General features: G+C 34.9%; 19 protein-coding genes and 1 other RNA gene. 6 read left to right on the top strand and 14 right to left on the bottom strand.

Translation table 11 applies throughout. The features are described from left to right. On the bottom strand, positions 1-177 hold a 177-nt coding region (locus A9G38_RS03650), incomplete at its 3' end, for a helix-turn-helix domain-containing protein (protein ID WP_141671717.1). An 84-nt stretch (positions 178-261) separates the two neighbouring features. Between A9G38_RS03650 and A9G38_RS12205 the strand changes: the two genes are divergently transcribed. From A9G38_RS12205 to rlmB, 3 genes are all read left to right on the top strand, one after another. Beyond that, positions 262-534, top strand: coding sequence for a hypothetical protein (locus tag A9G38_RS12205; protein ID WP_155266117.1), 273 nt, complete (start codon positions 262-264; stop codon positions 532-534). Between the two features lie 428 nt (positions 535-962). Continuing rightward, a complete protein-coding gene (gene rnr / locus A9G38_RS03645; RefSeq protein ID WP_034910642.1) occupies positions 963-3,398 on the top strand; it encodes a ribonuclease R in 2,436 nt (811 codons plus the stop codon). A gap of 27 nt (positions 3,399-3,425) precedes the next feature. Then, entirely contained in the window at positions 3,426-4,187 is a 762-nt protein-coding gene (gene rlmB, locus A9G38_RS03640) for a 23S rRNA (guanosine(2251)-2'-O)-methyltransferase RlmB (protein WP_034910645.1), read from the top strand. A 950-nt stretch (positions 4,188-5,137) separates the two neighbouring features. On the opposite strand, the gene A9G38_RS03635 is transcribed toward rlmB, so the two are convergent. After that, a complete protein-coding gene (locus tag A9G38_RS03635; RefSeq protein ID WP_034910647.1) occupies positions 5,138-6,598 on the bottom strand; it encodes a catalase in 1,461 nt (486 codons plus the stop codon). An 852-nt stretch (positions 6,599-7,450) separates the two neighbouring features. On the opposite strand from A9G38_RS03635, the gene A9G38_RS03630 reads away from it, so the two are divergent. The 3 genes from A9G38_RS03630 to A9G38_RS03620 are packed head-to-tail and all read left to right on the top strand — an operon-like array spanning position 7,451 to position 14,571. Then, complete coding sequence (locus A9G38_RS03630; RefSeq protein ID WP_162162642.1) at positions 7,451-9,979, top strand: TonB-dependent receptor plug domain-containing protein; 2,529 nt, start codon at positions 7,451-7,453, stop codon at positions 9,977-9,979. Positions 9,980-10,036: 57 nt separating this feature from the next. Next, positions 10,037-11,767, top strand: coding sequence for an ABC transporter ATP-binding protein/permease (locus A9G38_RS03625; protein WP_065574695.1), 1,731 nt, complete (start codon positions 10,037-10,039; stop codon positions 11,765-11,767). 5 nt (positions 11,768-11,772) lie between these two features. Next, positions 11,773-14,571 (top strand): M16 family metallopeptidase, encoded by a 2,799-nt coding sequence (locus A9G38_RS03620; protein ID WP_051634162.1) that lies wholly within the window; start codon positions 11,773-11,775, stop codon positions 14,569-14,571. A 406-nt stretch (positions 14,572-14,977) separates the two neighbouring features. Here the strand turns inward: A9G38_RS03620 and A9G38_RS03615 are convergent, their stop codons facing one another. From A9G38_RS03615 to A9G38_RS03560, 12 genes are all read right to left on the bottom strand, one after another. Next, positions 14,978-15,523 carry a 5-formyltetrahydrofolate cyclo-ligase gene (locus A9G38_RS03615; protein WP_034910648.1) on the bottom strand — a complete coding sequence of 182 codons (546 nt, stop codon included), beginning with the start codon at positions 15,521-15,523 and terminating at the stop codon, positions 14,978-14,980. A 29-nt stretch (positions 15,524-15,552) separates the two neighbouring features. Then, a non-coding RNA gene (gene ssrS, locus A9G38_RS03610) (6S RNA) lies at positions 15,553-15,733 on the bottom strand. Positions 15,734-15,798: 65 nt separating this feature from the next. Continuing rightward, positions 15,799-16,083 (bottom strand): cell division protein ZapA, encoded by a 285-nt coding sequence (gene zapA, locus A9G38_RS03605; protein WP_034910649.1) that lies wholly within the window; start codon positions 16,081-16,083, stop codon positions 15,799-15,801. A gap of 7 nt (positions 16,084-16,090) precedes the next feature. Next, on the bottom strand, positions 16,091-17,947 hold the full coding sequence (gene dxs / locus A9G38_RS03600) for a 1-deoxy-D-xylulose-5-phosphate synthase (RefSeq protein WP_034910651.1): 1,857 nt from the start codon (positions 17,945-17,947) through the stop codon (positions 16,091-16,093). A gap of 27 nt (positions 17,948-17,974) precedes the next feature. Then, positions 17,975-18,853, bottom strand: a complete 879-nt coding sequence (gene ispA / locus A9G38_RS03595; RefSeq protein ID WP_080702305.1) for a (2E,6E)-farnesyl diphosphate synthase — start codon at positions 18,851-18,853, stop codon at positions 17,975-17,977. Continuing rightward, the gene (gene xseB / locus A9G38_RS03590; protein ID WP_034910657.1) at positions 18,837-19,082 is read right to left on the bottom strand and encodes an exodeoxyribonuclease VII small subunit; all 246 of its coding nucleotides are present in this window, start codon (positions 19,080-19,082) and stop codon (positions 18,837-18,839) included. Before xseB ends, ispA begins: the two co-directional genes overlap by 17 nt. Before the next feature lie 66 nt (positions 19,083-19,148). Next, the gene (gene rmuC, locus A9G38_RS03585) at positions 19,149-20,501 is read right to left on the bottom strand and encodes a DNA recombination protein RmuC (protein ID WP_051634163.1); all 1,353 of its coding nucleotides are present in this window, start codon (positions 20,499-20,501) and stop codon (positions 19,149-19,151) included. Positions 20,502-20,503: 2 nt separating this feature from the next. Beyond that, positions 20,504-21,490 (bottom strand): elongation factor P--(R)-beta-lysine ligase, encoded by a 987-nt coding sequence (gene epmA, locus A9G38_RS03580; protein WP_034910659.1) that lies wholly within the window; start codon positions 21,488-21,490, stop codon positions 20,504-20,506. A gap of 52 nt (positions 21,491-21,542) precedes the next feature. Then, positions 21,543-23,903, bottom strand: coding sequence for a glucans biosynthesis glucosyltransferase MdoH (gene mdoH / locus A9G38_RS03575; protein WP_051634164.1), 2,361 nt, complete (start codon positions 23,901-23,903; stop codon positions 21,543-21,545). Positions 23,904-23,938: 35 nt separating this feature from the next. After that, positions 23,939-25,501 (bottom strand): glucan biosynthesis protein G, encoded by a 1,563-nt coding sequence (locus tag A9G38_RS03570; protein WP_080702306.1) that lies wholly within the window; start codon positions 25,499-25,501, stop codon positions 23,939-23,941. Between the two features lie 18 nt (positions 25,502-25,519). Then, positions 25,520-26,182, bottom strand: a complete 663-nt coding sequence (locus A9G38_RS03565) for a hypothetical protein (protein WP_034910661.1) — start codon at positions 26,180-26,182, stop codon at positions 25,520-25,522. 202 nt (positions 26,183-26,384) lie between these two features. Further along, the gene (locus tag A9G38_RS03560; RefSeq protein WP_034910662.1) at positions 26,385-26,624 is read right to left on the bottom strand and encodes a YecH family metal-binding protein; all 240 of its coding nucleotides are present in this window, start codon (positions 26,622-26,624) and stop codon (positions 26,385-26,387) included. Between the last annotated feature and the right edge of the window lie 184 nt (positions 26,625-26,808).

Here is a 26,808-nt window from a genome sequence, read left to right as displayed (position 1 = left end):
TTTTGTTTTAAATGAGCCGCTTTGGCTTGCTTGCGTTATCCAACGGTCCAAAGCTGATGGTGTCAAATCATATTCGGCAACGATTTCACTACGTGATTTACCATGTTGATAAAGACTGACCATTTGCTGTTTAAAATCATCTGTGAATATTCGTCTTTTGCGTTTAATCTTATTCATATTTGTTCCTTTTTTAGTTGTGATAAGTTTACCTTACCCCTTAAAAAAGTTGTATGATTTAGTGTAGCCGATCCAGGTTATCGAATGCCACGGGTAAGAGATTTAACCAATTCAAACTATAATAATTTAGGTGCAACACCTAGTTCATCAGGTGATCATTACCAGCGTCACATAGGCGCTGGCTTTTTCGCGGAGTGGGGCTACATGGACTACTTCACTGATGTGGGCTTCGCCTACCACGACTTCTGGACGAGCGACGTAACAGATAGCAACCCGTTCTATGTCCACTCGTTCAACGGCGACGTCAGCAGCTTCAGTGCCAACAACTCCCGCTATGGCGCTTGCATCGCACCTTAGTTTTTAGCGTTTAGTTCTTAATCTTTAGATCTTGAGACGAAAGGGAGCTTATGGTGTAAATAACTGAGAGTTATGGCTTATTCTAACGTAGTGAGGTTTAGGACGTTTTATTTGGCAAAGATAAAACGCCCTAAACCAAACACCTCTATAACTATTTTCATAATATTGATTTAAAAATATCATTAATACAAAATATAAATCAACACAATATGATTTATGTAGTATTGTAAAATAATTATCTACTGAATTATGATTCTTTAGCAGTGCCATTAAGGCTCAATACGTTATTTTGATGCAGATTTAGATGTTTTTTATGTTTTTATAAATTATTTTATAGATTTTGATTCTTGGTTATAAATTGAATCTTCATTTTAAGTTATACGACTCTGTGTTATGCTACAGTTAATATTAGTCACAGGATATTCCTTATGATAAAAGATCCTTTTTTTGACCGCGAAGCCGAGAAGTATGATTCCCCAATTGCCAGTCGAGAGCTTATTTTAGATTACCTTAAACAAGAAGCAAAGCCTGCCAGTTTAGAAAAAATTGCTCAAGCTGTTGATATTAAAAATGAAGAGCAAAAAGTGGCATTGCATCGTCGTTTGCGCTCAATGGAGCGTGATGGACAAGTAGTTTTTACACGCCGTAAGTGTTATGCCTTGCCCGAAAAGTTCGACATGGTCAAAGGTAAGGTTATTGCCCACCGTGATGGTTTTGGTTTTTTGCGGGTAGAGGGTAATCCTGAGGACTATTTTTTATCACCGGAGCAAATGAAAAAAGTTTTACAAGGCGATGTAATCTTAGCTCAGCCAATGGGAACTAAATATCGCGGAAAAATGGAAGCTCGTGTTGTGCGAATTTTAGAGCCACGCAATAATCAAATTGTTGGGCGGTATTTTATTGAGCAAGGTGTTGGTTTTGTTGTCCCTGATGATAGCCGTTTAAACTTTGATATTTTAATTGCGGGTAAACCTAGCCGCACGGTTCGTATGGGAACGGTGGTGGTGGTTGAGTTACAACAACGCCCTGAACGCCGTCAAAAAGCTGTTGGCATTATAAAAGAAGTGCTCGGTGAAATAATGGGGACTAATTTGGCGATTGATATTGCTCTGCGGAATCACGAAATTCCTTATGAATTGCCAAAGGCTGTTGAAAAAGAGGTAAGCAAATTCACCGAACAAGTTCCAGAAAGCGCTAAAAAAGGGCGAAGAGATTTGCGACAATTACCTTTGGTAACAATTGATGGTGAAGATGCCCGTGATTTTGATGATGCGGTTTATTGCCAAAAAAATCGTGGTGGTGGCTATCGGTTATGGGTGGCTATTGCAGATGTCAGTTATTATGTTAGACCAGGTAAGGCGTTAGATAAAGAGGCTTGTTTACGGGGGACATCGGTTTACTTTCCATCACGAGTTGTACCAATGCTTCCAGAAGCATTATCTAATGGGCTTTGTTCGTTAAATCCGCAAGTTGATCGCTTATGTTTAGTTTGCGAAATGACCGTCTCCAATAGAGGGCGTTTAACAGGGTTTGAGTTTTATGAAGCGGTAATGAACTCGCATGCTCGGTTAACGTATACTAAAGCGGCTAAGATTTTAGATGGTGATGAAGAACTTCGTGAACACTATCATGAATTAGTCCCTCATCTTGAAAATCTTTATGGACTTTATAATGTGCTTGATAAAGCACGGGTTATTCGTGGTGCGATAGGATTTGAATCAGAAGAGCCGAAATTTGTTTTTAATGCCGATAAACGTATTGAAAGTATTGAACTGGCACAGCGAAATGTGGCACATAAAATTATTGAAGAGTGTATGATTTTAGCCAATGTTTCAGCGGCAAAATTAGTGATTGGTGCCCAAGTGCCATCATTATTCCGTGTGCATGACAGACCTGATGAAGATCGAATGAGTAACTTGCGCAGTGTATTAAGTGAACTTGGTTTATCACTTGGTGGTGGTGCAAGTCCTAAACCTAAAGATATTGCCGAATTAATGAAAGTGGTTGAAACACGCCCTGATCATGATATGTTGCAAACCGTGATTTTACGCTCTATGAAACAAGCTATTTATGACCCAGAAAATCGAGGACATTTTGGTTTGGCACTTGAGGAGTATGCACATTTTACTTCGCCAATTCGCCGTTACCCTGATTTGCTTTTGCATCGTGCTATCAAATGGATTTTAGCTGATGAAAAACATAAAACCAGTAAAACAGGGGGGTATCGTTATGATACAAATGAAATGCTTTACTTTGGTGAACACTGTTCAATGACCGAACGGCGAGCTGATGAGGCCGTACGTGATGTGGTGGATTGGCTTAAGTGTGATTACATGCAAGATCATGTAGGTGAAGTATTTAACGGCTCTATTTCAAGCGTGGTTAATTTTGGTTTCTTTGTGCGGTTGGACGATCTATTTATCGATGGTTTAGTGCATGTGTCATCGCTTGAAAATGATTACTATTTTTTTGATGCCTCGCACAATCGCCTAGTTGGTGAAAATACACGTTTTACTTATCGTTTAGGCGATAAAGTGCAAGTGAAAGTCGATAATGTTAATCCAGAAGAACGTAAAATTGATTTTTCATTGGTTGGCAGTAATAATAAGCCAAAACGTCAGGGTAAAACGGCAAAAGATAAGTCCAAACAAGTCAAAAACGATCAAATTGCCGATTTACCAATAAAACGAAAGGGCAAAAAATCAACCAGTAAAAAAAGTAGTGCGAGACCAAGTACTAAATCAAGTACACAAAAAAAGGTAAAATCAAGCGCTAAATCAAACATGAAAGCAAGTGCTAAAGTTGAAGTGAAAGCCAAAAGTAAAAAACGTAGTAAATCTAAATCAACGAATAAAACTAAATAGTTAATAAAATAAAAGAGTAACAAATAAATGAGTGAAACAGTTTATGGCCTGCACGCCATTGAAGCATTATTAGCACGTTCGCCAGAAAGAATTATTGAAGTATTTATTATTAAAGGGCGTGAAGATAAACGCCTTCTTGCCGTTGTGCGTCAATTAGAACAACTTGGCTTGCCAGTTAAAGTTGCTAATCGCCAATGGTTAGATGAAAAGTCAAAAAACGGCGTGCACCAAGGTATTTTAGCCATGGTTACGCCGAATCGAGGTTATCAAGAAAATGATATACCTATGCTCATGGAACAACAGCCAAATCCAGTTATTTTAATTTTAGATGGTGTGACTGATCCACACAATTTAGGCGCTTGCATTCGTACTGCCGATGCCGCTGGGGTTGATTTTATTATTGTGCCAAAAGATCGCTCCGCACCGCTCAATTCAACGGCACAAAAAGTTGCTTGTGGTGCAGCTGAAAGCGTGCCTGTGGTTAGGGTGACCAATTTAGCCCGTACAATGCGAATGCTGCAAGATGAGTACCAAGTTTGGATTGTGGGCACCGCTGGAGAAGCTGATAGAACGCTTTATCAAACAGACTTCTATAAAACATCAACACAGACCGCACTTGCATTGGTAATGGGTGCTGAAGGTGAAGGTATGCGTCGTTTAACCAAAGAACACTGTGATGAATTGGTGAGCATTCCAATGGCAGGTATTGTGTCATCACTAAATGTATCGGTTGCAACTGGTGTTTGTTTATTTGAAATTGTTCGGCAAAAATCAGCTATCAGAACCTAATTTAGATGGTTATAACCGTATTGGCTACCTAACTATTTAAGTTTCATACGAAATCAATAGATTAGTTGAATCTTCAATACGGTTAATTAAAACAATCGTAAAAATATATTAGCAAGCATCTTTTTTATTATCATGAATTTTTCATTTGTCTTTAAAAAATTAAGTAAACAAGTGAGTATAATTTTGTCAAAAAGTTTCAGGTAACCCTACGTTTCAGTAAAAAATATTGTTTTTTAGATCGTTAAATGCTTTTTAACAAGTTGCGATCTTATTTTTATTTATACTCGTGCGTACTGCCTAATATTTTATCTATGGAAAAACATTTATCATTGCTTGAAAATACATTTCTTATATATTTTTTCAATCCAAAAAATTGAGTAGTGACAGCATAATAAAATAGCTGGGTATATTATAAAATTAAGGGTAACACCTGATGATATACACAGATATGCAATAATTGCGTCAATATCTAGAACTAATGTATTGTGATCTCCCATAATGAATGGGCGGACAATCCATGAGATAAAGTTTATTAAAACACCAATAACTATCCCACAAAAGATTAAACCTGACGGTCGTTTTATTTTATCTAGCATAAAGACTGAAATAAGAATAAAACAGAAATAACACAAGCAATACAATATTAAAAAATGAGATTCTGGTGTACTGTGTTTTCTTATAAACTGATAACACCATTGATAACTTAACAATCCTCCGACACAATTAAACAACAATATAACAACTAGACTAATGATTTTCATCGGAGAATCCTTTTAACTTCAATCCGTTATATAATTTTACTGCAATCTATGCTAATAATATGTAACTTTGCTAAATTGATGGAGTGTTTTTATAAATTTTGTACCGTGATCAATATATATTTGTGTATTTAGTTACAGCCAATAATTAAAAATGCCGACTAAAATTGTCGGCATTTTTATTTTTAAGTACTAACTTTTTATTAGATCAATATCAATCCCTAATCTTTTGGCAATTCCTGAACCATAATCAGGATGGACTTTGTAGAAGTGTTTGAGCTGTCTGATTTGAATGTCTCGATTTACGTTTTTCATAGAGCCAACGATATTATCAATAAGCAGTTGTTTTTGATCAGGCTGCATTAAATTAAATAGTGCGCGTGGTTGTGAGTAATAGTCGTCATCAACACGATGATCATGCCTGTCCATTGTGCCAGCTGGTACATGCATTGGCGGTTCGGCATATTGTGGTTGTTGTTTTGGTGCGCTATCGACGCTATTAGGCTCATAATTAGGCGCATTATCTGGGCTATAAAAGCGCATTGCGCCATCGCGTTGATAATTATGAACAGGGCATTTTGGAGCATTGATCGGCAATTGTTGATAATTAGTACCAATACGATAGCGGTGCGCATCGGCATAAGCAAAAATTCGACCTTGAAGCATTTTATCGGGTGATAAACCCGTTCCTGGCACTACATTACTTGGTTCAAATGCTGCTTGTTCAACTTCAGCAAAATAGTTTTCTGGATTACGATTCAGTTCCATTACGCCGACTTCGATTAATGGGAACTGTTTTTGTGACCAAACTTTAGTAACATCAAATGGGTTTTCAGGATGGTTGTTAGCTTGTTCTTCTGTCATTACTTGTATGTAAAGTCGCCATTTTGGATAATCTCCTCGCTCAATGGCTTTGAACAAATCTTCTTGTGCTGAATCTGGATTAGTTCCATCCATTTCTGCTGCTTTTTTAGGATGAATGTTTTTTATTCCTTGCTCAGTTCTGAAATGCCATTTAACCCAAGTGCGAACGCCATCTTTATTGATTAAGCTATAAGTATGGCTACCATAGCCGTGCATATGGCGGTAACCATCAGGGATTCCGCGATCAGAAAATAAAATAGTAACTTGATGAAGTGATTCTGGTGATAAAGACCAAAAATCCCACATCATTTGTGGATCTTTTAAGTTGGTTTTGGGATCACGTTTTTGGGTGTGAATAAAGTCAGGAAACTTTAATGCATCACGTATAAAAAATACAGGTGTATTATTACCTACTATATCCCAGTTGCCTTCATCAGTGTAAAATTTTACCGAAAATCCACGAGGGTCACGGGCGGTGTCTGATGAGCCACGTTCTCCACCAACTGTTGAAAATCTTGCAAAAAGAGGGGTTTGTTTACCTATCTTAGCAAATATACTAGCGTGAGTATATCGAGTGATATCATTTGTTACCGTAAAGGTACCGTGTGCGCCAGAGCCTTTGGCGTGTACACGTCTTTCAGGAATATTTTCACGGTTAAAATGGGCTAGTTTTTCAATGAGTTGATAATCATCAAGCAATACTGGACCTCGGGGACCAGCAGTTCGAGAGTTTTGATTATCGGCTATTGGGGCACCGTTATTGGTGGTTAGTTCTTTTTTTTCTGACATTGCAACACTCCTTTATATGATATTAAAAAAGCCTTGAGGGATAAATACTCAATCGTTTTTTGAATATTGTGTCCCAGAGACTTTGTTTGGGACTTGTAGAGCGTGATAAAAAAGATCATTTTTAAATTGATCTTACCTACTTTAAAAAAATATATTTTACTTTTCAAGTAGAATATTTTTTATTTGAAGATATTACAAATATTTGTTTGTAAAACATTAAGTTGTTTGAATAAAACCTTTAATAATTACTTCATACCTGTTCAACTAACATAATCTATTATAAACGTCGAACTGTTTACATTATATGCTTAAAATAATCCTCTAGAAAACTATAAGGTATTTTATCCAAAATCGCTGAAACTTCTGTTTTCTATTTTTTGAATCGCTAAATATTTGCCGGTTGATGCCATATCATCATTCAAGTGCATATTAATCTTTCGGCTTTCTTATTCGTTGCTTGGCTAGCAGGTTGAGTGAATTTTTCATTTATATGAGGGTTATCACCTATTTTATTGGTTATTGGTTCTAAATAGATCAACTCTTGTTAAAAATATTCAGGAATCTATACCGTTTCAGTATAAAAACATAGTGCGTTTAACAGAAATGATTTTTGGTTACATCTAAACATTAATACAAGGGGGGCGCAAACTACTGATTAGCTACTATTTTGTTACGATGGTAAGGCCCCTATGTGTATATAGGAGTGCTCTATTTGATAGCAAATTTATTCTTTTCGATTGACAAATATAAATTTTATGATGAAATGTTATTAAGAATGATTATCATTATTATTATAAAGTGAAAATTTAATGATGAATGCATCGTTATTATATTTGTGGATGGATTTTTTACATGAAAAAAGTAGTAATATCGGCTTTACCTTTGTTGTTAGTTAGTTATAATCCTGCAGTTTTCGCCAAGCAAAATCAAATCAGTCAAACTATCGTCGAAAATAGTGATGATGAAGTCAATAATCAAGATGATGTTATTGTTGTGACATCACCTATTCCTAAAATATCGAAGCCACAATCGGTTGATTCTGCTCAAATAACGCAAATGAATACAGGTGATGGTAACATCACCGATCTATTAAAGACGTCACCAGCAGTACAAATGTCTAATAGTAGTTATAATGGTATGACTCAAGGAGAGATTAAACCCGCCGATATCTCAATTCATGGCAATACTAGTTATCAGAACAATTATCAGTTAGACGGCGTTAGTTTTAATAATGATGTCGATCCGGTTGATCCTGGATTAGGGGTAACCAATACCCGTGTCGATAGTGATGAACAAGGTCTTTACATTGATAGTCGTCTAATCAATGAAATTAAATTATATGACAATAATATTCCTGTTGAATATGGCGGGTTTACAGGCGGTGTTGTGGATGTGATTAGTCGTCATTGGAATCATGAGACTAATGGTAGTATTTTTTATCGTAGAACTCACTCTTCATGGAATAAGACACATGTTGATCCAGCAATTAATTTTGATAGTTCAGCAAATGATGCAAGTCATCCGAGTCGATTTCAACCTAAATATAGTAAACAAAATTTTGGTGGTTGGTTTGAAACGGGGATTACCGACAATCTTGGTTTGATGTTTGCTGCATCTAGAAGAGAATCGGATATTTCTTCAGTCACTTATCAAGGACCTTCATTATTATTAGAAGGAGATGATTTGATTGAAATTCGAAAAAACGGTGGCATGAAAAACCAAACACGTGTTTCAGATAATTTTTCATCTAAATTTACTTGGTATGCTACTGATCAAACAATCGTCAATATTTCGGCCAATTATTCTAAGTATGATAATTATTCCTTTGCTGCAACTGTAGCTAATTCTGGCTATGATACTAAGCACAATGGGTTAAGCATGGCGTTGCAACTAATGCATGAGTTTGATTTTGCCAAATTAGATGTGACGACTAGTTATCAAATGCTAGAAGATAAAAGAACCAATGATCAAAATTATTTTGTTACGTTAGTTGATTATTCTGACTGGCGAAATCCCGTGCAATATCATTCGGGAGGCGTCGGTAATTTAACCACTAAACAAAATAATTGGGGATTTAAATCAAAGCTTGAGTTTATGCCTATTAATTGGTTGAATGTAACGCATGAGCCCTCTATGGGGTTTGAATTGACAAAAACCAAAGCTCGCTATATTCGCAATGAAGATTTTTATCGTTATACCTATACTGGTACATGGGATTCTCTTCCTTGGCTCTCTTTTGCTGATCATGCTTCAGTTTTCCAAGCAGGTCGTTATCAAGCAAGCTATGATAATTACACACTATTTGCTGATGATACAATGCAATATGGTCGCTTAACTGTTCGTCCAGGGATACGAATTGATTATGATAGTTTTATTAAAGATGCCAATCTGGCCCCAAGATTAGTGACTAGTTTTGATGCTTTTGGTAACGGTAATACGGTCTTAACTACGGGGTTTAACCGTTATTATGGCCGTACTATGATGGCTTATGCTTTATATGGTGCACAAAATGCAGGATTAAAGAACTGTTATTATTTTTGTACTCCTGGACAAGTTGATGAAGATTGGATAAGTTCAAGCGATTTTGAGGGGTTAGATTCACTTTCTACGCCTTACAATGACGAAATTAGCTTAGGCATTGAGCAAATCGTAGATAATAGTTTATGGCAATTACAATATGTGCATCGTAAAAGCTATGATGAAGTTCGCAGTCGCCCTAAATATAATAATGGTAGATCAAATGTTCGAACCTTTGATAATTCTGGGCGTAGTAAGCATGATACTGTTTCACTAACGGTAAAAAATAGGCTACCTATTGAGTTTTATCATGCTGAACATACAGCATCAGCATCTATTTCATGGCAGCAAAGCAAAAGTAATTCACCTAAAGAATTAGGATATGCGCATTATGATCCAGCAAATAACGTTCGCCATGATAAAGTTTGGTATAACGGCAAAATAATTAATGCATCGGATTTACCCGCAACAGATTTTAATATCCCTGTTAAAGTCAATGTTGAGCTCACAAGTAAGATCCCTGAATATGATTTAACTCTTTATAATTTACTACAATGGCAAAGTTCACGGCATCAAGCTGTTCGCTATAGCAACCAATATTACATAGATCCTAATACGGGTAATAAAATGGCAAAATACGAAAAAGAACGCTTTGCCAGTACTTTTCGGTGGGATACTAAACTCGGTTGGACACCAAGTTTTGCTAAAGGAGCTAATTTTTCGGTAGAAGTTAATAATATTTTAAATAAAAAAAATGTTATCGATCGTTATGTTTATGGTGCTGATAAGGTTGGTAATGATAGAGTTGTCAATGCTTATGCTCCAGGTCGTCAGTTTTGGATTCAAGTTGGTTATGACTTCTAATTTACATAAAACGTTATACTTTTGTCAAAATAATATAAATTTTAGTGCCGCATAAATATGCAAAAAATTAAACAATTTTTATATTTAGTAAAGCCATTTTGGTGTTCATCAGCATCAAAGGTGGCTTGGTTATTATTACTTTCTGTTGTCGTATTAAGCTTATCTACTGTATGGTTTAATGTTAAATTAAATCAATGGAATGGTGATTTTTATAATGCTTTACAGACTTTAAATGGGCAAATTCTTTATCGTTTATTAGGCGATTTTATTGTTCTTATTGTTATTATGATTTTGGTTGTTGTGTACGCTGATTATTTACAAAAGAAATTGTTAATAATTTGGCGTCACCATATGACAGAAAAGGTAACTAAGCAATGGTTATCTAAACATTCTCACCATTATCACCTTAAATGTAGGCAAGATAAACTAGATAATCCCGATCAACGTATTGCGGAAGATGTTTATTTACTAATCAAACAATCATTGGATTTATTGCTTTCATTTTTGCGTTCATGTATGACGTTAATCTCTTTCACTGCCATTCTTTGGACGCTATCTGGTACTATTTCCTTTACTTTGCTATCGATAGATATTTATATTCCAGGTTATATGGTTTTTGTCTGTCTTATTTATACATTATTAGGAGTTATTTGTACGCATGCTATAGGCAAACCATTACATAAGATTAATGTGGAAAAACAAAGAAGTGAAGCTGATTATCGTGCAGCCTTGATTTATTGTCATCAATCTAGCGAAGCAATTGCTGGTCAACATGGTGAAAAACAAGAAACAGCTAGATTACAAAACAAATTTACTGCTATTATTCATAATTGGCAAAATTTGATGAGTAATGAAAGAAATCTTTCATTTTTTAGTGTAGGTTATCAACAAGTTTCTTCTTTAGCGCCCATTTTTTTTGCCTTACCGGCATTTATTGCTGGCTTAATTAATTTAGGTGGTTTAATGCAGATTAGGCAAGCCTTTATGCAAGTTTCATCGGCATTAAGTTGGTTTATTTATGCATACCGAGATATTGCTATTTGGCAAGCAACGGTAACTCGGCTTTATCATTTTATTCGACTTTTAGATGAGCTACCTGAAAACACTGTTATCCCATCTACCAATAAGGATAAGTTACTCGATGCACAAGTAGTATTACGAAGTGCGGATAATCAGCAGGTATTATTATCAACTAATATTGAGTTAGCTAAGGGAGATACTCTATTACTTCAAGGGCTTTCTGGTATAGGCAAATCGACACTATTAAAAGCCATTAGTGGTTTTGGGGCAAACTATCAAGGTGTTATTCAACGCACAGATAATTATCTGTGGATCCCACAAAAAATTTGGCTTAGCTATGATAGATTAGATAATTTATTGACTTATCCAGCGTGTCGGCAAAGTTTTGCTCGAGATGCACTAATTGAAACGTTGTCATTGGTGGGTTTAGATAAATTAAATAGTGAATTAGAAACGGAAGATGATTGGAGCAACCGTCTATCGGGTGGGGAACAGCAACGCTTAATGTTTGCTCGATTATTACTTAATAAACCCGATCTGATATTATTAGATGAAGTAACTTCCGCATTGGATTTACCAAGCGTTTATCAACTTATTTCGTTATTACAAGAAAAACTGTCTGAAAGTGCTGTGATCTTTGTTTCTCATCAGCCGATACAAAATTATGTTAAATACATGATCAATTTAGATACTACTGTTACTCCGTCAAATCAACAATCAACTAAACTGCGCAGTAATGCTGTTAATATGTTTGTATCTAAGGTTTAAATACTATGTTAAAAAATTATTTATATTGTACTTTATTTATTTTATTGCTAAATTTTCCTCATTTATGTTGGGCAATAACGCCAATTGACACTGATCCTGCAATAGAAACTTACCAATTAGAGAATGGTTTAACCGTTTATCTACAACCACGCCCAAAAGCAGGATTAGAATTAAGGTTAATTGTGCACAGTGGTTCCTTGCAAGAAAATGAAAAGCAACTAGGTTTAGCACATTTTGTTGAACATATGGCATTTAAAGGAACAAAAAATTTCCCAGATAAATCAAGTTTTAAGTCGCTAGAAGAGCATGGTATTCATTTAGGTAGCCATATAAATGCGGCGACCAGCTTTAATTCTACTGTATACCGTTTGTCGTTACCAACTAGTACAGATCAACAGGTAGAAAAGGGATTAATGGTATTATCTGATTGGGCTTATCATATTTCTTTTGAATCGAAAGATTATGAAAGTGAACGCGATGTTATTATCGAAGAATGGCGTTTACGACAAGGTGTGGCTTATCGTATTAATACTATCTTAGATGAATTACGTTATCATGGTAGCTTATATGCTGATCGAGCACCGATTGGTTCGTTAGATATTATAAAAAATGCGCCTGTAGAAGAGGCGAAAACCTTTTATTCCAATTGGTATCAACCTCAAAGAATGAGCCTAGTTGTTGTAGGAAACTTTGATACTAAAGTCGCAAAACAATGGATTGCTAAGTTTTTTGGCCAACGTCCTCGAGGTAATGCACCTGTTGATGTTCCTCAATTAAGGGCTTTTGCATCGCAGAGTGAGCCATTAGTTAAGATTATTCTTGATCGTGAACAAGGGCAAAGGATAATACAATTAGCATTACAACGTAATTTGCCAACAACCTTAAATACACCACAAGGCATAAAAGAAGACGTTTTTGATCTAGTCTGGTTAACACTACTTAATCAACGGTTATCGTTATTGGTAGAAAATCAGATATTGCCTAATTCTCAAGTTAATCAACAAGGGATCTTATTCGATGATAAACGTATGCAATATCTTATTTTTGCACAGCCAAAAGATCAACAGTATTTAGATGCAATAAAGCATCTTTTTACTGAATTACAGCGGATGTCAACCAATCGTGTATCTGAAATTGAATTGCAGCAGATAAAAACGCAAATCTTGACAAAATTAAAACAACAATTAGAAAATGAAAGTAATTATCAAAATGATTATTTAGCTAATCAATTAGTTAACAACATCACCAATAGTTTGCCCATACAAAATAAACAGCAACAATTAACACAAACAGAAAAGATTTTAAAAAAGGTTAATACAGAACAATTGCAAACAATGGTGGCTGAAAGGTTAAATAGTGCTGATTTACGGATTGCTATTATTGGACCTGATAGTGATGAAGAAGCTATTAATATATCTCAAATCAAACAATTATGGCAATCTATTAGGCAAACTCAGCTTGGTGACTTTTCTTTTAAAAAGGTGGACGTTAAGCTTGATATAGTACCGTTAGAGCAAGGAAAGATTAAAACAACCCGTAACATCAGCGAAATAAAAGCATATGAGTGGCAATTAAGCAATGGACTTCGTGTTATTGCTCGTCCTGATAATACTTTATCAAGTGATGTTGAAATATTATTACAAATTCCAGGAGGATTATCCCTAGATACCTATCAACAATTAGGTATTATGCGTTGGTCTCAAAGATTGGCTGAAGCAAGTGGATATGGATCTTATAGTGCAGCAAAATTAAACCAATTTGAACGGCAACATCAAGTTAGCGTTTACCCTTATGCAGAATTACTTTATCATGGTTTACGTGGAAAAGCCCCCAATGATCAATTAGCATCATTATTTAAATTATTCTATTTGAAATTAACAGCGGCTAATTTTGACCCAGAAAGATTAGCTAAGACCAAACAAAAATTGGGCTTGGCTTACGAAAAACAACCTGTTGAAAGACAATTTTTAGATTTAATCAATAAAAATGCTTTTAACCATGGCGAGCGATTACTCGTTTCGCCAAAAGGACCTTGGATCAATTTTACTGTTGATCAACTTAAACAATACTATTCACAAACGTTTAACTTACCGCTATCAGCTAATATTATTATTTCTGGACGTTTTAATATTGATGACATTAAGCCATTAGTGGAACGTTGGTTTGCAGGTTTACCTGTTGTTGATAGGAAAACGACATGGATAGATAATGGTATCACACCAATTCATCATTCAATGCAAAAAGCCTATCCAATGGCTAGCAGTGATAAGTCGATGGTCAGCATACTTTATTCTGAGCAAAAATCATGGCAGTTGAGTGATCAACTGAAACTTGAATTACTTGATTATATTGTTAATTTAAGGCTACGTCATTATGTAAGGGAACAAGCGTCTGGTGTTTATACGATTATTTTTTCTCAACAATTGATTAAATATCCGACTTCTTATTATTTGGCTAGGTTAAATTTCACCACGGCACCAGATAAGGTTAACGCTTTAACTTTACTGGCTGATAAAGTGATTCAATCAGTAGCACATGATGGTATTACCTTAGATGAACTAGAGCAGGCGAAAAAATCATGGTTACTCGATCATCAAGAAAAGGTGACAAGTTCTACTTATTGGTTAACAGCTATGGCACAAATAGCCGCTGATGGAGATCGTTTTGATGAGTTAAAGACACAACCAAATATCATTGAAGCTATCACATTGGAGGATACCAATCATTTAGCGAAGCAATTATTAGGTAAAAATCCAAAAATTTTCACTTTATTACCAAAAGAAAACAACAGCTTGAATCAATAAAATTATTAATTTTGTTATGGAGTTAAAGTAATAAGCCAGCATATGGGGTATTACTTTTAATCCTATATTTTAGATATTTTTATACGGGTAATCTCTATGTCCTACTCTCATAATTATGATCGGCTTATTGTTTAATCAAACTTTTAGTGACAAAAAGATGCCTTATATAAATAAAAATATGGTTTCCAGTTTAAACCATGAGCCATTAAATTTGCTTAAACAACGGTATTTTATTTATTTTAGGTGTCTAATTATGGCAAGTCTTCTTATTTTGAATCTTCGTTTTCCTAATAAACTAATTTTTATATCTAGGCTGAATTTCTAGATATGAAGGTAAAACTGTTACAATTTATTCTTTATAATAAGAATGATTGTAATTTATAGTTTCAATAAAAAATAAAACAACTTAAGCATAGATAATTTCAGGTAATTGAACATCCCAAGGTTTGTTATCAATATGTTGGACTTTTTGGCAAGCAAAAGCAAGTCCAATTGGTAAAATTTGTTGAGTTTGATAATTTGCTAGTAATCGGTCGTAAAATCCACCCCCCATTCCCATACGATAACCTCGTTGATCGAAAGCAACTAGTGGCGTAAAAACAATGTCGAGTTGATGGTAAGGAAGTACATTTAATACATTTAACTTTGGTTCTAATATACCAAATTTATTTTTTATAAGTTGAGTTTGGCTAGTATATTTTAAGAAGAGTAAATGTTTAGAGGAAAAAGGGTGAATAATAGGTAAATAGACAGATTTATTTTGTTGCCATAAATAGTTAATTATAGGTTGGGTTTCGACTTCGCCATCAAATGATAAAAATATGGCAATATTTTTTGCTTTGTTAATCGCTTGGTGACAGGCAATTTTTTGATATATAGCGTGTTGTGCAATGTCTCGTTCACTGGAAGATAATTGTCGCCGTTTTTGACGAATGATTTGCCTTATATTCATCAGTTTTCACTGTTGTTTAAAAGTAAAAGAGCGCTCCAAGATGTCGTTAGGGTCGTAACCCTTGAACCCAAGGTTCAAGGTGAACATTGTGTTTTAATTTTTAGGTTTCCTTACAAGTAAGGCATACACACCAATTAAAAGTCACTCCGTTCTTAAGTTTAGAATATCGGCTCAGGGGACTAACCCATATGGCGATCATCTCAGAGTCGTGTGCTATAATACAAAATTTGACGGATCATACAATATTATTTGTATTAAATTTACAATTCAAGTAGTTAATTATTAGGATTTAGGGCTGAATCGAGTAATTGTTGTAACATTTTTAACCGATCGCCAAATTCATTGCTTTTTTCTTTTTCTTTTGAGAGTTCGTAAGAAATGTTTAGAGCCGCAGTCATAATAAGTTGATCACTGCCAACATGTGGAGACTTTTCTCGTAAATTTGTTAAGCGCGCATCTAAATCTTTTGCGGCATTGTTAAGTGCGTCGACTTCATCAACAGGACAATTAAATTTTAATGTTCGTCCAAAAATTTGAATAGTGACAGCTTGAGTTTCCATATTTAACCTATTGATTCATAAAACGATTAATTTTATCGATAATGTGTTTTTTATCTAGTCCTATTTCTTGCCTTATTTCGCTTTGAGAGCCTTGAGAAATAAACTTGTCAGGGAGTCCAATATTTAAAATATCACATTTTATTTTTTTCGATAATAAATATTCACAGACGGCGCTACCTGCTCCGCCTTTGATACTGTTTTCTTCGATGGTGACAAGTATATTATGAGTTTGGCTAATGTGCAAAAGGACTTTTTCATCTAATGGTTTAACAAAACGCATATCGATAACTGTAGCATTGATTTGTTCTGCAGCTTGTAAAGCTTCGGTAATTAAAGAGCCAAAATTTAGTAAAGCAATATTTTCACCTTGCCGGCACAATTTAGATTGTCCCAAAGGAATTGCTGTTAATGAGATTAATGGCGTTCCAGTGCCTTCACCACGGGGGTAACGTACTGCTGCAGGACCATTATGTAAATAGCCTGTGTAGAGCATTTGTCGACATTCGTTTTCGTCACTCGGTGTCATAATGACCATATTGGGTATGCAGCGTAGATAACTTAAGTCAAATGCACCTTGGTGAGTTTCACCGTCGGCGCCGACAATTCCTGCACGATCGATAGCAAACAATACGGGTAAGTTTTGAATAGCAATATCATGAATCACTTGATCATAAGCGCGTTGCAAAAAAGTTGAGTAAATAGCTACAACAGGTTTTAATTCACTAATTGCAAACCCAGCAGCAAGGGTTACCGCATGTTGTTCGGCTATTGCAACATCAAAAAATTGGTCAGGATAACTATTTGCAAATTTTGTCATACCTGAACCTTCTCCCATTGCAGGGGTTATTGCCATTAAACGTTTATCATTTTGCGCCATTTCGCATAACCAATCGCCGAATACTTGCGAATATGTTGGCGCAACTTTTTGAGTAGTAGGTAATATACCATCATTTGGATTAAATTTTGGTACGCCATGCCATAAAGTCGGATCTTTTTCAGCTGGTGCGTAGCCTTTGCCTTTTTGTGTTATTACATGAAGCAATTGTGGACCCTTTAATTGGCGAACTTTTTGTAAAGTTGCGACCAATCCATTAATATCATGTCCATCAACAGGACCTATATAATTAAATCCAAGTTCTTCAAATAAGATAGCCGGTGTGACTAATCCTTTTAAGTGTTCTTCAGTTTTTTTAACAAGTTCTTTTAATGGTGGAATATTAGCTAATATTCGTTTGCTATTTTCCCTAAAAGATGTATAGGCTTTACTCGATAAGATTTGAGTTAGATGTTGGTTAAGTGCACCGGTATTTGCAGAAATTGACATGTCATTATCGTTGACAATCACTAGCATATCCGGTTTGATATGCCCTGCATGATTCATAGCTTCAAATGCCATACCAGCAGTTAATGCTCCATCGCCAATAATGGCAGCTACTTTTTTACCTGATTGTTTTTTTTGTTCGCTAATTGCAATACCAAGTGCTGCACTAATTGAAGTTGAAGAATGACCTGTGGTTAGCACATCATATTCACTCTCATTACGATGAGGAAATGGATGAAGTCCCCCTTTTTGACGAATAGTGAGCATTTGGTCTCGTCGACCAGTCAAAATTTTGTGAGGGTAAGCTTGATGACCAACATCCCAAATAATTTTATCAAAAGGTGTGTGATAAACATAATGCAAGGCCGTAGTTAATTCAACCACACCTAGTCCCGATGCTAAATGACCACTTGATTGACTTACGCATTCGAGTAAGTATTGTCTAAGCTCGTGACAAATAGACGATAACTGTGACTGAGGAAAACGTCTTAGATCCTCAGGTGAGTTTATCTGTTTTAACAAAGGGTAATTATCTAAATTCATTATGTAATGTTGTATTTTAGCTAGTTATTAACTATTGCGATTAATAATATAACCAGCAAGTTCCTGTAATGGCTGATTATTATAAGGTATTTGTTTTAGACTATCGATAGCTTGCTGATAGAGTTGCTGGGTTAGTTTTACTGCACTATCTAGCCCAATTAATGCAGGGTATGTACTTTTTTCATGAGTAAGGTCTGAACCTTGTGGTTTACCCATAATAGATTGCTCGCCAATGATATCTAAAATATCGTCTTGAATTTGAAATGCTAGCCCAATTGCCTCAGCATAGCGATCGAGCATTAGCTGATAAGGTTTAGCTATTTCACCGCATGCAAAAGCACCCAAACGGATTGCCGTTTTGATCAATGCTCCTGTTTTATAACAATGTATTTTTTGCAAATGTTCAAGACTAATTGATTGATGTGTGGCCTGTAAATCAAGTGATTGACCAAGGCACATGCCATTAACGCCACTGGCATGGGCAAGTTCAGTTATCATATTAATTTTAGTTTCAGCATCGATTAATTTACTTTTTGCTAGTATTGAAAAGGCTAAACTTTGTAAGGCGTCACCAGCAAGTATTGCTTGAGCTTCACCAAATTGGATATGGCAGGTTGGTTTTCCTCGGCGTAAGTCATCATTATCCATTGCAGGTAAGTCATCATGAATTAATGAATAAGTATGAATTGCTTCAATCGCAGCAGCGGCTTCATCTAACTTAGAAAGGGGGCAATTAAAAATTTGTCCAGTTAAATAGACTAAAATAGGTCGAATTCGTTTTCCACCAGCTAGCAAGCTGTACTCCATTGCTTGTTGAAGTTGAGATGGTTCAATTTGTGAAATATAGGTGGTTAAAAACGAATCAATTCGTTCTTGTAATGGCTTTAAACTATTCATTATCATCATTTGAGAATTCTGACAGTTCGGCGTCACTATTTTCAGATAATAAAATCTGAATACGTTGCTCAGCTTGCTGTAACTGTTTTTGTCCTGCTTTTGCTAATTTGATCCCTTTTTCAAACTCATTTAGTGCTTCGTCTAATGGTAGATCGCCGTTTTCTAATTGAGCTACAATGGTTTCGAGCTGTTTAAGTGTCTCTTCGAAACTTACTTCTTTGTCTTGCTTTTTTGCCATATTCAATTCCTCTTTGCGTGCGATGAGTATACACTTATTTCCCCTAATCGTGAATCTGGGTTTTGTTTATTTACTCTCATTTTCGTTATTCAATTCATCGATTGATAATAAGGTAATATCTGGATTAATCGGTTTTTTAACTTCGATACCCATTTCACGAAATCGTTCAATTTGTCCAATTACATTGCCACGACCTTTACATAATTTGTTCATGGAATTTTGATAGGTTTGTTGAGCTTTGTCTAAACAACTGCCCAGATTTTCCATATCTTCAACAAAGCCACGCATTTTGTCATATAATTTGCTTGCTCTATCGGCAATAAGTTCAGCATTACGATTTTGATATTCAAATCGCCATAAATTATGGATAGTTCGTAATGCAACTAATAAAGTAGTGGGGCTTACTATCATAATATTACTTTTCAGCGCATCGTTAATTAATGTTGGGTCATTATCTATTGCACTTAAAAATGCTGGCTCGACAGGAATAAACATCAAAATATAATCTAATGAATTAATGCCAATAAGTTTATGATAATCTTTTTGGCTAAGTTGTTTTAAATGGTTACGCACAGCCGTTAAATGTTCGGCCATTGCTTTTGCTTTAACGTTTTCGTCATCACTATTAAAATGGCGTTCGTAGGCAACCAAGGTCACTTTTGAATCAATAACTACATCACCCCCTTGCGGTAAGTGAACAATGACATCGGGTTGTAATCGTTGATTGTTTTCGTTGGTTAGATTAACTTGTGTTTCGTACTCATAACCTGAACGTAATCCTGAATTATCTAAAATTTGACTTAAGATAAATTCTCCCCAGTTTCCTTGGGTTTTGTTATTGCCTTTTAATGCATTGGTTAGATTGGTTGCCTCTTTGCTCATTTGTGCATTAAGCTGTTGCAAATTACGAATTTCATGGGTTAATGTGTGGCGCTCTTTAGCCTCTTGCCCAAAACTATCTTGAACTTGCTTTTTGAAGCCTTCTAACTGTTCTTTAAGTGGTGAAAGTAAAAAATCAAGGCTCTGTTTATTTTGTTGTTCAATCTTTTTACCACTCTGTTCAAAAATGCGATTAGCTAGGTTTTCAAATTGAGTGGTAAGTCGTTGTTCACTTTGTTCTAGTATAGTTTGACGTTCTTGTGTTGCACTTAATGTTTCTTCTAAGCGTGTTTTGAGTTCACTAATTTTGACATTTTGCGCCAAATTTTGTTGTCGATACTGCTCTAATTCGTGTTCGAGTTGTTTTACTTGAATTATTAAAGTTTGGTTTTCTTCCTTTTTTTGAATTAGTTGTAGATCGAATAGTTGCTGTAAATTATTAATTGTTAATTGAGATTTTATAGCAAACACAAATAACATTAAGGCAACAATCCCAATAATAATGGCAATCCATTCTGTGAATCCTAAAGCATTGAACATAATTAAGCCCTTTCAAAAGTAAATGACATTACATCATTCAAGCTATTACAGTTTAGAGCAAGCATAATTAAACGGTCTAATCCGATAGCAACTCCAGCACAGTCTGGTAGCCCAGCTTCCATAGCGGCCAGTAATTCAATGTCAATATTCTGAGCTGGTAGGTTTTGATTAGTACGATCTAAATTATTTTGTTCAAAACGCATTCGTTGTTCTTGGGCATTAGTCAACTCTTTAAAGCCATTAGCAAGTTCAACACCTTTGTAATAGAATTCAAATCGGCTAGCTACACGATGATCTTCCGGGCTAATAGCGGCTAATGCAGCTTGTGATGATGGAAAGTTAAATACAGCAATAGGTTTGTTTTGACCAATATGTGGTTCAATGCCGAAAGTGAATAAGCATTGTAACAATCCATCTTTATCATAATTATCTGTGTTAAGTCCGATATCAAGCTGATTTGCTGCATTAGCTAAGGTTGCGTGATCGGCTTCCAAAGGGTCAATATTAAGATGTCGTTGAAATGCTTTTTGATAAGAGATGCGTTCAGCAGGTTCACAATCTAAAATAGTTTGTAATAGATCATCGACTTCATTAATCATTTGCATCATATCAAATTGGATGCGATACCATTCTAACATGGTAAATTCAGGGTTATGATAACGGCTGACTTCTTCATGATTACGAAAACATTTACACATTTGATAAATTGGACCACTACCAGCAGCTAGTAAGCGTTTCATATGATATTCAGGGCTGGTAATTAATGACATGTTTCGCCCTTGTTGATCATCGATTTCACCAGGCTTTAAAAACTTAGTGTGAAAAGAGCTTAAATGTACGTCTGTTACTGCATATTGGCTTAAGGTAGGTGTTTCGACCTCTAAAATACAGCGATCAGCAAAAAATTGACGAATTTGAGAAACAATTTTCGCGCGCTTAAGTAAATTATTTATAGGTGCAGAAGGTTGCCAAGTCATAAAAATATCCATGGATTTTGATTAGTTACTAAAAAGAAGTGAAATAGGGCAAAAGCCCTATTTCTTATTGTTGGCGTTCATTTTGCCATATTGAGAACAAATTGTCGTATTTTTCTTGTTGCTGCCAAATATGACGATGTAATGCGGAAAGAATAATTGGGTCTTCTAAAATAGCTAACTGCTTTTCTTTACTCATTTTTTCTAAGTCTATGTGTTGATATTGTTCAATAAGCTCATTGCGTTTTTGTTGGTTTTTATTATTAACTCTATGTCTTGAAGTCGATAAAGCGCAAGTTAGCGCATTATATATAGGATCGACCAACGCCATAACAAAGCCATGCTCAACAAATGCAGTTTCAGTTTTAATTAAATATTCGCCTGTAAGAGTAACAGCTCTTGTAGGATGCGTTTCTTCAGGGGTTAAAAATAGTCCTGCTTTTTTTGCCTTCATGCCGATACTTGAAAGCCCAGATACTCTAATTACTAAAGGTGAAATGGTTAAAGGTATTAATATGGCTATATACCAATAAGTAAATTGTGGATTTAACCAGATAATTACTCCTAACCAGACAATACCTAATAATGAAAGTGGCCAACAAAAATAAAATGATTCACCCCATGTTAAAGCATCGTCATTTCGAGATGGTGATTTCCATTGTATTTTACTGCCCATCCATGCTTTTAGTACAAATTTACTATGAAAGATCATGCGTATTGGTGCTAAAATCATAGACCAGATCATTTCAATTAGTATTGATAAGGTTAATTTAAATATACCACCAACATCTTTTGCTCCAGTTCTGGCTATAATAATACCGTAGCTGAAGAATTTAGGTGCAAACAGTAAAACCATTGTGGTTGATAATAGTTGAATTGCTAATTGTTCGTCCCATCTTGGCCAAGTTGGGTAAAATTGGTTAGGTTGGAAGAAATATTGAGGCTCAGAAATATTAAACACCAATAGTAATAGTGTCGAAAATATTAAAAATATTAGCCACAATAATGAAGAAATATAAGCCATGCCACTAGTTGCAAACATTAAACGATGGGTCAATTTAATACCGCTTTTGAAGATTAGTCTTAAATTAATTAAGTTACCCATACACCAGCGATTATCACGTTTTAAATCTTCAATCATATTACCAGGAAGCTCTTCATAACTTCCATTCATATTATAAGCAATCCAGACGCCATAACCAGCACGACGCATAAGCGTCGCCTCAACTAGATCATGCGATAAAATATGAATTGGACCCTTACGTTTTTGCAATGGCGATAATATGCAATGCTCAATAAAAGGTTTTAAGCGAATCATTGCATTGTGACCCCAATATTGTGCTTCGCTTAGTTGCCAAAAGTGTGTGCCAGAGCAAAATATATCACTATAAATCTGATTGGCAAATTGTTGAATACGTCCGTAAAGTGTTGTCATTCTGACTGATTTTGGTGGTGATTGTAAAATACCTGCTTTAGGTGTCATTTCCATCATGGCGATCATTTTTAAAATACAATCACCTGTCATGATACTATCGGCATCAAGGATCATCATGTATTCATATTGGTGCCCCCAACGACGGCAAAAATCATCAATATTACCACTTTTACGTTTTACTCGGCGTTTGCGATGGCGATAAAAAACGTTGCAACCATTGTTTTGTTTTGCTGCATTAAATTCAGCCCAAGCTTTAAGTTCGTTCACATATAGATCGGGATCGTTAGTATCACTTAATATATAAAAATCACAACAAGCTGCGTGGCCTGTTTCTGCTAAAGATTGATAAGTTGCTTGTAACCCAGCAAATACTCGAGCAACATCTTCATTACAAATTGGCATAACAAGAGCGGTTCGATGTTTTGTGTCGATATGTGATGCTGGATCCTTGGGAATAGGAATAGTGTAACGGTCTTTACCCATGACGGCTAAAATTAGTCCCATAATGCTGGTCCAAAATCCAATAGAGATCCAACAAAACAAAATAGCAAACAGGATAATAATCGCCCCTTGTATGATATAAGGTATTATGCTGTAGATGGCTAATTCAGGATTGATATCCCAATTAGTCATAAAATTGATTTTTTGCCAACTCTGGTATGGTAATAAAGAAGATAGATAAGTGGTTCCATAATATGTTTGTACTACAATCAACGCAAACATAATAAAGCGTCGAATTATAGCTAAAATATTAAAGTTATGTTTTGACTTGGCAATATAGCGCTGGTTCCAGATTTGAGGTTGAATTGAAACGCGTTCAACTTCAGGATAACTTGGTTGTTGTTTTCGGTCATCAATAAAAGAACTAGTATCGCCAATCTGATTTAAGCGATATTTTAAGAACTCAACATCATCAGGTGGTGTTGTATTATTTTCATATTTTTGACGCCAAGCTTCAGCATCAGGTAGATTTGTAAAGTAATCTTTTTTCATATTTTTATCTTATAATAATAATGACTATTACATTACTATTGTGCTGGGTATTGCCCGCTCCAAGTTTCAGAAATCACTTCATTGGTTGCTTGTGAAGCGAGTTGTACACGAATATCCGTTGCCTTTTTACTATCTTGGACGTTGAATCTAACAATTACACGCCATCCTTTTATTATTGGATTGTACTGTGAATTACAGCTTACAATAGAGCCGTTAGTAATACTTGAAATTACTTTGACTGGGTCATTTTCTGATAATGAAGGACCAGCGAAGTCAATCACGTACGCATTAGAGCCATCAAGTTTACGAATTAAATTAGCTTGTTTTATATCGCCGAGTGATAATCGGGTACTAATAGCTTTTGCGATATTATTAGGATAACGCTGTAATTCATGTAATGAATAATGTAATCGATATTTTATATCAAGCACGTCGCCAGCTTTATATTGTTTTTCTGGCACCCAAAAAGTGACAATATTATCGTTAGTTTCGTCTGCTGTTGGGATTTCAACTAATTCGACTCGTCCTTTTTGCCAATCGCCTAAAATTTCAGTCCAAACGCTTGGTCGTTTTTCATAGTGATCATCGAGATCTTGATAATCATCAAAACCTTTATCACGCTGAATTAAGCCAAAAGCTTTTGGGTTTTCTAAGCTATACGATGAAAAAGATAGACGTTTAGGGTTATTTAATGGACGCCAGATCCATTCGTTATTATTTGCTAAAATTGATAGTCCATTAGAATCATGCATTGCAGGTCGATAATTTAACAATGGTGATGGTTGATTAGGCCCAAATAAAAACATACTGGTTAGTGGGGCAATGCCAAGTTTTTTTACAGAATCGCGGAAAAAGACCTTAGCTTGAACTGTAACAGTAGTATCAATACTTGGAATCAATGTAATTTTATAAGCACCAGTTACGCTTGGTGAGTCAAGTAATGCATAGATAACTAAATGTTTTTGATTTGGTTCTGGTCTTTCAATCCAGTACTCTTTAAAACGTGGAAATTCTTCACCAGACATTTCTCCAGTGTTAATGGCAAGCCCTCTTGCCGAAAGACCATAGCGTTGATCTTTACCTACCGCACGAAAATAACTGCCACCAAGAGCTGAAAATATTTCATCGTCGGTTTTTGTTGGATTATTAATTGGGTAATGGACTTTAAAACCAGCAAAACCCAAATTTTTAGTATCTAGTTTATCAAGATTAATCTGGCTTAAATCAAAATAGCTAGGATCATATTGTATTGGAGTTATTTGGTTATTAACAATTTCATTAATCTTTATTGGAACATCAAAGTACATTCCTTCGTGATAAAACTCAAGTTTGAAACGGCTTTTTTGATCACCCCAGTAAGCTTTTTTATGATTAAATAGAATTTTTTGGTAATCAGCAAATTGTAAAGATGCTAATTCATTAGGAATATTTTTAGATGGTTGAACATAAGCCTTTTTAGATAGTTTTTCAGCTTTTTCAACTACATCATCAAGCGAAAAAGCCCATGCAGAAAAACTAATACAAGTAGCTGAAGCTAAGCAAAGCACCTTGCAAATTAAAGTTTTATTAAACTTATGAATTGGAAATAAATTGCACATAAAAGACTCGCGTTAGTATTATCTAAAAATATTAAAATAATTGATAATATTGTTTTTTGGATCATCTAAGCATTTCTCAACGTAATCCACTTTCATTTCTTGAAGAATGCTTGGGTTTTCGTTTATTAGGAAGTAAGAATAGTCATCTTTAGTAATCTTTGCTTTTAAGGATGATATATCTTGTTCTGACATTCTAAATTGTGGTCGAAAATATTGTGTTATTTTTGCATTATCTTTTGTATAAATTGCTGCAACGAAATCAGCTGAATATTGGCAATAACTTTTTATATTGTTTTCAGTTGCTTTTATTTTACTTAGTTCCATATTATGTTCGGCTTGGTTTTCCTCAACTACTTTTTTGAGTTGCACATGATACTTTAATTTATATAGTTCATTTAAATAAAAATTCAATACACAAGAGGAGAGGTTATTATCGCCTTTACAATTTAGAATACCTTGTTTAATAATGTAGTTATCGAAGTTTTTATCACCAACAAACCGAATTAATTGATTTTTAGCATCAACAACATAAGGGTCGTTAGTTTCAGTTTGTTGTTTTAATAGAGATAGTTGCTCTGTTTCGGAAATTGGTTCATTATTTTTTAAAGGTAAATTTTTTTTTGCACAACTTGTGACAAGAATAGCAACAAAGGTGCATATAAGGATATTACTTACTTTCATTTATCAAATTCCATGAGCATATTCTTTAGGTTAATTTTAAAGCGAGCAACTTTGCCACTAGTTTAGTCACGTTATTAGTAACAACAGCCACTTATAACGATTATTGTTGTAGCGCGAAATTATATACTCTTATTAATTTAAAAAACACTAGCAGATTAAATTAAATTTATAAAAATTGTACTTTATATACGGTCATTTTTCTCTAATGTTTGCATATTTTTTTATTATCGACCGTAAATTTAGTTTCATGATCAACTGAGGGTTTAAATTTCCCCTTTGCTTTTAAAAAAGCGATTAGTTGCTCTGCATTCATGTTGGATTTTGAACAAGTATGAAATATGGCATCTTCTCCAAACTTACTTTTGATAGCATCAAGTAAAGAAGATTCGGTATAATTGTTTCCATTCATCATATGCAATACTTCGTGTCCATGAATTGACATTATAGCCTCCCTGAATTATTGTTCATTTTAATGATTAATTCATTATTTCTAGCCGCGAAAGATAACAGATATTTTTAATAAGAAAAAGAGGTTTAATATTAAAAATATAATAAAGTTTTAATTATTCCCCCTGATTTACATCGGGGGAAGAAATAACAGCAAAAAAGCTGTAAATTCAAGTAAG

The organism is Gilliamella sp. Imp1-1 (assembly GCF_001690415.1).
Taxonomy (GTDB): Bacteria; Pseudomonadota; Gammaproteobacteria; order Enterobacterales; family Orbaceae; genus Gilliamella; species Gilliamella bombi.
This window is presented reverse-complemented; position numbering and strand designations above follow the sequence as displayed.